Consider the following 6,949-nt stretch of genomic DNA (forward strand, 5'->3'; position numbering starts at 1 on the left):
CCCTCGCCACAAGGATGGTCTGACGCTGATGGTTACTTCAGGGCGGCAAGCACCTGGTCCGGGTCATACCCGCGAATCAACGTTCCGTTCACATCGATGATCGGAATCCCGCGTCCACCGAGTGCCTCATAGGCTTTGCGCGCCACGGCATCCTTCTCGATATCGAATTCCTTGTATGGAATGCCTTTCTGATCGAGAAAGCGTCGGGTCAGCTTGCAGTAGCCGCACCAGTCAGTGGCGTAGAGCACGACGTTGGCCTTGGCCTGGGTCTGCTCGGACACCACCTGCGAGGGGTGAAGTACCCGCTCGATCTTGCCCCAGTTCTGGTAAACCACAATCACCAGCAGGATCAGCAGGCATTTTTTCAACACGCCGCCGAGCATCAGTTGCGTCGCTTGAGCTGGTCGGTCAGTTGGGTCGGCAGGCCCTTGATGATCAGCGTGCCGGCCTCTTCGTCGTATTCGATCTTCGAGCCCAGCAGGTGCGCTTCGAAGCTGATCGACAGGCCTTCGGCACGGCCGGTGAAGCGGCGGAACTGGTTCAGGGTGCGCTTATCCGCCGGGATCTCCGGGGACAGACCGTAGTCCTTGTTGCGGATGTGATCGTAGAAGGCTTTCGGACGATCCTCGTCGATAAGCTCCGAGAGTTCTTCAAGACCCATCGGTTCGCCGAGCTTGGCCTGGCTGCTGGCGTAATCCACCAGGGTCTTGGTCTTCTCGCGCGCGGACTCTTCCGGCAGGTCTTCGCTTTCGACGAAGTCACTGAAGGCCTTGAGCAAGGTGCGGGTTTCGCCCGGGCCGTCGACGCCTTCCTGGCAGCCGATGAAGTCGCGGAAATACTCCGAGACCTTCTTGCCGTTCTTGCCCTTGATGAAGGAGATGTACTGTTTGGACTGCTTGTTGTTCTGCCACTCGGAGATGTTGATCCGCGCGGCCAGGTGCAACTGGCCAAGGTCCAGATGTCGCGACGGGGTCACGTCCAACTGATCGGTCACCGCCACGCCTTCGCTGTGGTGCAGCAGGGCGATGGCCAGGTAATCGGTCATGCCTTGCTGGTAATGGGCGAACAGTACGTGGCCACCGACCGAGAGGTTGGACTCTTCCATCAGCTTTTGCAGATGCTCCACCGCCACCCGGCTGAAGGCCGTGAAGTCCTGGCCGCCGTCGAGGTATTCCTTCAGCCAGCCGCTGAATGGAAACGCGCCGGACTCCGGATGGAACAGCCCCCAGGCTTTGCCCTGTTTGGCGTTATAGCTTTCGTTCAGGTCGGCGAGCATGTTCTCGATGGCCGCGGACTCAGCCAGTTCAGAGTCGCGGGCGTGAAGAACTGCGGGTGTGCCGTCGGGTTTTTTGTCGATCAGGTGGACGATGCAATGACGGATCGGCATGGGCTTCTCGGCTGGTTGAAGAGGGAAGGGCGCGCTCCCCCGAAAAAGCGCCCAGTGTACCGCAACCATTGGTTTTGGCGCGGTACGAAGGGCAATTCGCAGCGGTCCGGCGACCCTTATGCAGTTTTTTCCTGTTTTAGAGCAATAAAGCTGACCAAATGGGTAGCTAGAGGCGGATATTTCCCCGTCTCTGTGCTAGTTTTGCCCGGTCTTACGCGAAGTCACTGCGTTAAGCGTGCATTCAGCATTTGTCAGGTCGAACCAAACCCTGATTTCGGTATCTATTACCCCGACTCGTCGTGGTTATGGCCGAGGGTGCCAGATCCAGAAGATCGGGCTCGATGGCTGACACTGCACTCTGCAATCCATATGAATTTGATAGGGAAGGAACACTACAATGGCTCTTACTAAAGACCAACTGATCGCCGACATCGCTGAAGCTATCGACGCGCCAAAAACCACCGCGCGTAACGCTCTGGACCAACTGGGCCAAATCGTTGCCGATCAGCTGGAAAACGGCGGCGAAATCACCCTGCCAGGCATCGGCAAGCTGAAAGTGACTGAGCGTCCTGCCCGTACTGGCCGCAACCCTTCGACTGGCGCTGCCATCGAAATCGCTGCCAAGAAAGTGATCAAGCTGGTTGTGGCCAAAGGCCTGACCGACGCTGTCAACAAGTAAGACTTGTTAAAAAAACCGTGCGCCGGAGCAATCCGGGCACGGTTTTTTTGTGTCCGCTACAACGATTTACATCGGGTAAATCGCCGCAACACGCTTGTTTATTCCCCTGATGCCTTGACCCAGCGCGCCTGACGCCAGGCTTGTTGCTGTGCCTTGGTCTGGAAGGTCCAGGCCACGAAGCGGCTTTGTTTCTGGCCTTGGGACATTTCCACCACCTGGCTTTCCAGGGCGCCGGCCTTCTTCAGGGCGGTCTGGATCGCGGGCAGGTTGGACGCTTTCGAGACCAGTGTGCTGAACCACAACACTTGCTGCGACACCTGCGCGCTTTCGCTGATCAACTGCGTGACAAACCGCGCCTCACCGCCCTCACACCACAATTCTGCCGCCTGCCCGCCGAAGTTCAGCACCGGCAGCTTGCGTTTCGGATCGGCTTTGCCCAAGGCGCGCCATTTGCGCGTGCTGCCACGTGTGGCTTCGTCCAGGGACGCATGGAACGGCGGGTTGCACATCGTCAGGTCAAACCGCTCAGTCCCCTCCAGCAGGCCTAGCAGGATCTGCTTGGGGTTGGTCTGCTGACGCAACTGGATGGCTTTGTTCAGACCGTTGGACTGAACGATGGCTTTGGCGGCGGCGATGGCGGTCGAGTCGATTTCCGAGCCGAGGAACTGCCAGCGGTAATCACTGTAGCCGATCAGCGGATACACGCAGTTGGCGCCCATGCCGATGTCCAGCACCTTCACGGCAGCGCCACGGGGGATCACGCCGTCATTTGCGCTGGCCAGCAGGTCGGCGAGAAAGTGCACGTAGTCGGCACGGCCCGGAACCGGCGGGCACAGGTAATCAGCCGGGATGTCCCAATGGGCGATGCCGTAGAACGACTTGAGCAGGGCCCGGTTGAACACCCGCACCGCGTCCGGGCTGGCGAAGTCGATGCTTTCCTTGCCGTACGGGTTGATGATCACGAACTTCGCCAGTTCCGGCGTGCTCTTGATCAGCGCCGGGAAGTCGTAACGACCCTGATGGCGATTGCGCGGATGCAGGCTGGCCTTCTCGCGCGGTTCCACGGTTTTGGCCGGGGTCGCGGGTTTGGGCTTTTTACGCGCAGGTTTGGGGGGGCTGGGGGCGGTCATGGGCGAGGTCGATTCGGGTATGGCTTAAAGTGGTGGGCATTGTCCCACAGACAATAGCCGCGCGGGGATCCTGTAAGAGCGAGGCTTGCCCGCGAAGACGTCGGTACAGTCAACATNCGCTTTCGCGGGCAAGCCCGCTCCTACAGGTTTTTTGGTGTCTGGACGAAAAGTGAAAGGCATAAAAAAGGGAGACCACGCGGGCCTCCCTGTTTCATTGCGACTTGCCGTTACAAGCTGGCAATCCGCGCATGCTGCTCCGCCAGCTTGCCCAAAGCCTGTTCGGCTTCGGCCAGTTTGGCGCGTTCCTTCTCGATGACTTCGGCCGGAGCCTTGTCGACGAAACCGGCGTTGGACAGCTTGCCGCCGACGCGCTGAACTTCGCCCTGCAGGCGCAGGATTTCCTTGTCCAGACGGGCCAGTTCGGCGTCCTTGTCGATCAGGCCGGCCATCGGCACCAGCACTTCCATCTCGCCAACCAGCGCGGTGGCGGACAGCGGTGCTTCTTCGCCAGCCGCCAGAACGGTGATCGATTCGAGGCGAGCCAGCTTCTTCAGCAAGGCTTCGTTCTCGGTGAGGCGGCGCTGATCTTCGGCGCTGACGTTTTTCAGGAACAGGTTCAGCGGTTTGCCCGGGCCGATGTTCATCTCGCCACGGATGTTGCGCGTGCCGAGCATCAAACCCTTGAGCCATTCGATATCGTCTTCGGCGGCTTGATCGATGCGTGCCTCAACGGCCACTGGCCACGGTTGCAGCATGATCGTCTTGCCTTCGATACCGGCCAGCGGCGCGATGCGCTGCCAGATTTCTTCGGTGATGAACGGCATGAACGGGTGAGCCAGGCGCAGCGCCACTTCCAGCACGCGAACCAGGGTGCGACGGGTGCCGCGCTGACGTTCGACCGGCGCGTTTTCGTCCCACAGCACAGGCTTGGACAGTTCCAGGTACCAGTCGCAATACTGGTTCCAGATGAACTCGTACAAGGCTTGTGCCGCCAGGTCGAAACGGAACTGATCGAGTTGACGGGTCACTTCGGCTTCGGTGCGTTGCAACTGCGAGATGATCCAGCGATCCGCCAGCGAGAGCTCGTAGGCTTCGCCGTTCTGGCCGCAGTCTTCGCCTTTATCCAGCACGTAGCGCGCGGCGTTCCAGATCTTGTTGCAGAAGTTGCGGTAGCCTTCGACGCGACCCATGTCGAACTTGATGTCACGACCGGTCGACGCCAGCGAGCAGAAGGTAAAGCGCAGGGCGTCGGTGCCGTAGCTGGCGATACCGTCGGCGAACTCGTCGCGGGTCTGCTTCTCGATCTTCTTCGCCAGTTTCGGCTGCATCAGGCCGGAGGTGCGTTTCTGCACCAGCTCTTCCAGCTCGATACCGTCGATGATGTCCAGCGGGTCCAGGACGTTGCCCTTGGACTTGGACATCTTCTGGCCCTGGCCATCACGTACCAGGCCGTGCACATAAACAGTCTTGAACGGAACCTGCGGCGTGCCGTCTTCGTTTTTCACCAGGTGCATGGTGAGCATGATCATCCGGGCAACCCAGAAGAAAATGATGTCGAAACCGGTTACCAGCACGTCGGTGGAGTGGAATTTCTTCAGGAACTCGGTCTGCTCCGGCCAGCCGAGCGTGGAGAAGGTCCACAGACCCGAACTGAACCAGGTGTCCAGAACGTCGTTGTCCTGTTGCAACGAAACGTCGGCGCCCAGGTTGTGCTTGGCACGTACTTCGGCTTCGTCGCGGCCGACATAGACTTTGCCCGACTCGTCGTACCAGGCCGGAATCCGGTGGCCCCACCACAGCTGCCGGCTGATGCACCAGTCCTGGATGTCGCGCATCCACGAGAAGTACATGTTTTCGTATTGCTTGGGCACGAACTGAATGCGGCCGTCTTCAACCGCAGCAATGGCCGGCTCGGCCAATGGCTTGGTCGACACGTACCACTGGTCGGTCAGCCACGGCTCGATGATGGTGCCGGAGCGGTCGCCTTTCGGCACTTTCAGGGCGTGATCGTCGACGCTGACCAGCAGGCCGGCCGCTTCGAACGCAGCGACGATTTCCTTGCGGGCCTGGAAGCGGTTGAGGCCGACGAACCCGGCGGGCAGCGTGCCGTCGATCTGCTCGTTGACGCTGCCGTCGAGGTTGAACACCTGGGCAGCCGGCAGTACGTCAGCGTTCTTGTCGAAGATGTTCAGCAGCGGCAGGTTGTGGCGCTTGCCGACTTCGTAGTCGTTGAAGTCGTGGGCCGGGGTGATTTTCACGCAGCCGGTGCCGAATTCAGGGTCGCAGTAATCGTCGGCGATGATCGGGATGCGGCGGCCGACCAGCGGCAGCTCGACAAATTTGCCGATCAGGGCTTTGTAGCGTTCATCGTTCGGGTTAACGGCTACGGCGGCGTCGCCGAGCATGGTTTCCGGACGCGTGGTCGCGACGATCAGGTAGTCGTTGCCTTCAGCGGTTTTGGCGCCATCGGCCAGCGGGTACTTCAGGTTCCACAGGAAACCTTTCTCGTCGTGGTTTTCCACTTCGAGGTCGGAAATCGCCGTGTGCAGCTTGGTGTCCCAGTTGACCAGGCGCTTGCCGCGATAGATCAGGCCGTCTTCGTGCAGACGCACGAAGGCTTCTTTCACCGCTTCCGAGAGGCCGTCGTCCATGGTGAAGCGCTCGCGACTCCAGTCCACGGACGAACCGAGGCGGCGGATCTGACGGCTGATGTTGCCGCCGGACTGATCCTTCCATTCCCAGACCTTCTCGAGGAATTTCTCGCGGCCCAGATCATGGCGGTTCTGGCCCTGGGCTTCGAGTTGACGCTCCACCAGCATTTGCGTGGCGATACCGGCGTGGTCGGTGCCCGGCTGCCACAGGGTGTTGCGACCCTGCATGCGGCGGAAACGAATCAGGGCGTCCATGATCGCGTTGTTGAAGCCGTGACCCATGTGCAGGCTGCCGGTGACGTTCGGCGGCGGGATCATGATGGTGTAGGACTCGCCCGCGCCTTGCGGGGCGAAGTAATTCTCGGACTCCCAGGTGTTGTACCAGGAAGTTTCAATGGCGTGCGGCTGGTAGGTCTTATCCATGCGCGGCGGGACCCTATTGGCATTTAATCAGGAAAAGCCGGCAAGTATAGCGGGGCACGGGGCATAGGGCGAGCAGGTGCGGACTGTGGCGAGGGGGTTTACCCCCGTTGGGTCGCGAAGCGGCCCCAAAACCTGCTGTCGTGGTGTATCTGACGCACCGCATACGTTGGTTTTACGACTGCTTCGCAGCCGAACGGGGGTAAACCCCCTCGCCACAAAAGCCCGCTCGTCGCAGGATTACTCGTATTGGCTGAGAAGCCGTTCCATCCGCGCATCGAGGCGACGTTTGATTTCGGTTTCGATGTGCGGGGCGAAGTCGTCGATCACGTCTTGCATGATCAATTGCGCGGCGGCGCGCAACTCGGTGTCCAGGTGCAGCAGGGCGTCGGGGCCTTTGTCGGCGGCAGGTAACGGCTGGGCGGCTGGGGCAGGTGGCGGTGGCTCGACCTTCGGCGGATTGCCGACAGTGTCGAACAGCATGGGGATCTGTTCCTGATCGCCTTCGATGACCGTGTCGGTCAGCAAGGGCGGTTGCAGGTTGTCATCGCCGAGCAGTTGGCGGATCGACTCGAGGTCATCCAGCAGATGCGCGGACTTTTGCGTTGGTTTCGGGGTGTCCATCGGAATGCTCAGAGTCGCTGTAAACGGTGATCTTGCAGAGGATAGCCCTGTTCGCGGT

Annotated in this window: 6 protein-coding genes; 1 reads left to right on the plus strand and 5 read right to left on the minus strand. The window is 60.3% G+C overall.

What is annotated here, in order from left to right:
- Positions 1-32 precede the first annotated feature (32 nt).
- Entirely contained in the window at positions 33-383 is a 351-nt protein-coding gene (locus HCU66_RS22190) for a glutaredoxin family protein (RefSeq protein WP_205890593.1), read from the minus strand.
- On the minus strand, positions 383-1,387 hold the full coding sequence (gene yejK, locus HCU66_RS22195) for a nucleoid-associated protein YejK (RefSeq protein ID WP_205890594.1): 1,005 nt from the start codon (positions 1,385-1,387) through the stop codon (positions 383-385). Before yejK ends, HCU66_RS22190 begins: the two co-directional genes overlap by 1 nt.
- A gap of 397 nt (positions 1,388-1,784) precedes the next feature.
- Here yejK and HCU66_RS22200 point away from each other — a divergent pair, with 397 nt between their 5' ends.
- Positions 1,785-2,066 carry an HU family DNA-binding protein gene (locus HCU66_RS22200; RefSeq protein WP_007905514.1) on the plus strand — a complete coding sequence of 94 codons (282 nt, stop codon included), beginning with the start codon at positions 1,785-1,787 and terminating at the stop codon, positions 2,064-2,066.
- Positions 2,067-2,164: 98 nt separating this feature from the next.
- Here the strand turns inward: HCU66_RS22200 and rlmF are convergent, their stop codons facing one another.
- The 3 genes from rlmF to HCU66_RS22215 all read right to left on the minus strand — a co-directional run bounded on the left by rlmF (position 2,165) and on the right by HCU66_RS22215 (position 6,891).
- The gene (rlmF, locus tag HCU66_RS22205; protein ID WP_205890595.1) at positions 2,165-3,196 is read right to left on the minus strand and encodes a 23S rRNA (adenine(1618)-N(6))-methyltransferase RlmF; all 1,032 of its coding nucleotides are present in this window, start codon (positions 3,194-3,196) and stop codon (positions 2,165-2,167) included.
- A gap of 227 nt (positions 3,197-3,423) precedes the next feature.
- Positions 3,424-6,270 (minus strand): valine--tRNA ligase, encoded by a 2,847-nt coding sequence (locus HCU66_RS22210; protein ID WP_205890596.1) that lies wholly within the window; start codon positions 6,268-6,270, stop codon positions 3,424-3,426.
- Between the two features lie 237 nt (positions 6,271-6,507).
- Positions 6,508-6,891 carry a DNA polymerase III subunit chi gene (locus tag HCU66_RS22215; RefSeq protein ID WP_205889971.1) on the minus strand — a complete coding sequence of 128 codons (384 nt, stop codon included), beginning with the start codon at positions 6,889-6,891 and terminating at the stop codon, positions 6,508-6,510.
- Positions 6,892-6,949 lie beyond the last annotated feature (58 nt).

This window comes from Pseudomonas frederiksbergensis (genome assembly GCF_017114915.1).
Classification (GTDB): Bacteria; Pseudomonadota; Gammaproteobacteria; order Pseudomonadales; family Pseudomonadaceae; genus Aquipseudomonas; species Aquipseudomonas frederiksbergensis_I.

What these genes read in the sequence shown, in the direction of transcription:
- yejK (WP_205890594.1), bottom strand. Translation starts at nt 1,387, where the DNA reads ATGCCGATCCGTCATTGCATCGTCCACCTGATCGACAAAAAACCCGAC.
- rlmF (WP_205890595.1), bottom strand. Translation starts at nt 3,196, where the DNA reads ATGACCGCCCCCAGCCCCCCCAAACCTGCGCGTAAAAAGCCCAAACCC.
- HCU66_RS22210 (WP_205890596.1), bottom strand. Translation starts at nt 6,270, where the DNA reads ATGGATAAGACCTACCAGCCGCACGCCATTGAAACTTCCTGGTACAAC.
- HCU66_RS22215 (WP_205889971.1), bottom strand. Translation starts at nt 6,891, where the DNA reads ATGGACACCCCGAAACCAACGCAAAAGTCCGCGCATCTGCTGGATGAC.
- HCU66_RS22200 (WP_007905514.1), top strand. Translation starts at nt 1,785, where the DNA reads ATGGCTCTTACTAAAGACCAACTGATCGCCGACATCGCTGAAGCTATC.
- HCU66_RS22190 (WP_205890593.1), bottom strand. Translation starts at nt 383, where the DNA reads ATGCTCGGCGGCGTGTTGAAAAAATGCCTGCTGATCCTGCTGGTGATT.